This window comes from Streptomyces alkaliphilus (assembly GCF_014141535.1).
In the GTDB taxonomy this organism is placed as follows: Bacteria; Actinomycetota; Actinomycetes; order Streptomycetales; family Streptomycetaceae; genus Streptomyces; species Streptomyces alkaliphilus.
The window spans coordinates 1-729 of sequence record NZ_VKHT01001558.1 but is presented as its reverse complement, the minus strand read 5'-3'; the positions used below and the strand labels follow the sequence as shown (position 1 = coordinate 729).

The window sequence follows — 729 nt, the reverse complement described above, 5'->3', positions numbered from 1 at the left end:
GGAGTCCGCCGGCGCCGCCGTGCTCCACTCCCCGCCCGGCACCGGTAAGACGACGCTGGTCCCCCCGGTGCTCGCCGGACTGCTCCCCGACCTCCCGGCCCCCGCCGGGACGACCGGACGTGTCCTGGTGGTCGAACCACGCCGGATGACCGTACGGGCGGCGGCCCGACGCATCGCCTGGCTGCTCGGCGAGGAGGCCGGTCCGCGCGGTCGGGTCGGGTGGACCGTGCGCGGGGAGCGCCGGGCCGGGCCCGGCGCCCGGGTGGAGGTGGTGACCACCGGGGTCCTGCTTCGGCGGCTGCACCGGGACCCCGAACTGCCGGGAGTGGGCACCGTCCTGCTCGACGAGTGCCACGAACGGCACCTGGACGCGGACACCGCGATGGCGTTCCTGCTGGACGTGCGGGCCACCCTGCGCCCCGAGCTGCGGCTGATCGCCGCCTCCGCCACCACCGACACCACCCTGTGGGCCCGACTGCTGGAGGCGCCCGTGGTCGGGGTGCGGGGCGTCTCCCACCCGGTGGAGGAGGTGTGGTGCCCACCGCCGCGCCCGGTTCGCCCGGCCCGGGGCACCTCGGTCGACCCCGCCCTGCTGCGACACGTCGCGGACACCACCGTGCGGGCCCTGGGAGAGGGGCCCGGCGACGTGCTGTGCTTCCTGCCGGGCGCGGGCGAGATCGGCCGGGTCGCGGCGCTGGTCACCGAACGGCTCGGGGCGCGGGCGGGAAC

Annotated in this window: 1 protein-coding gene; it reads left to right on the top strand. The window is 77.8% G+C overall.

Annotated features, from left to right (window positions below):
* The coding region (locus FNQ90_RS25655) for a DEAD/DEAH box helicase (RefSeq protein WP_323380187.1) at positions 1–729 on the top strand (729 nt) is incomplete at both ends.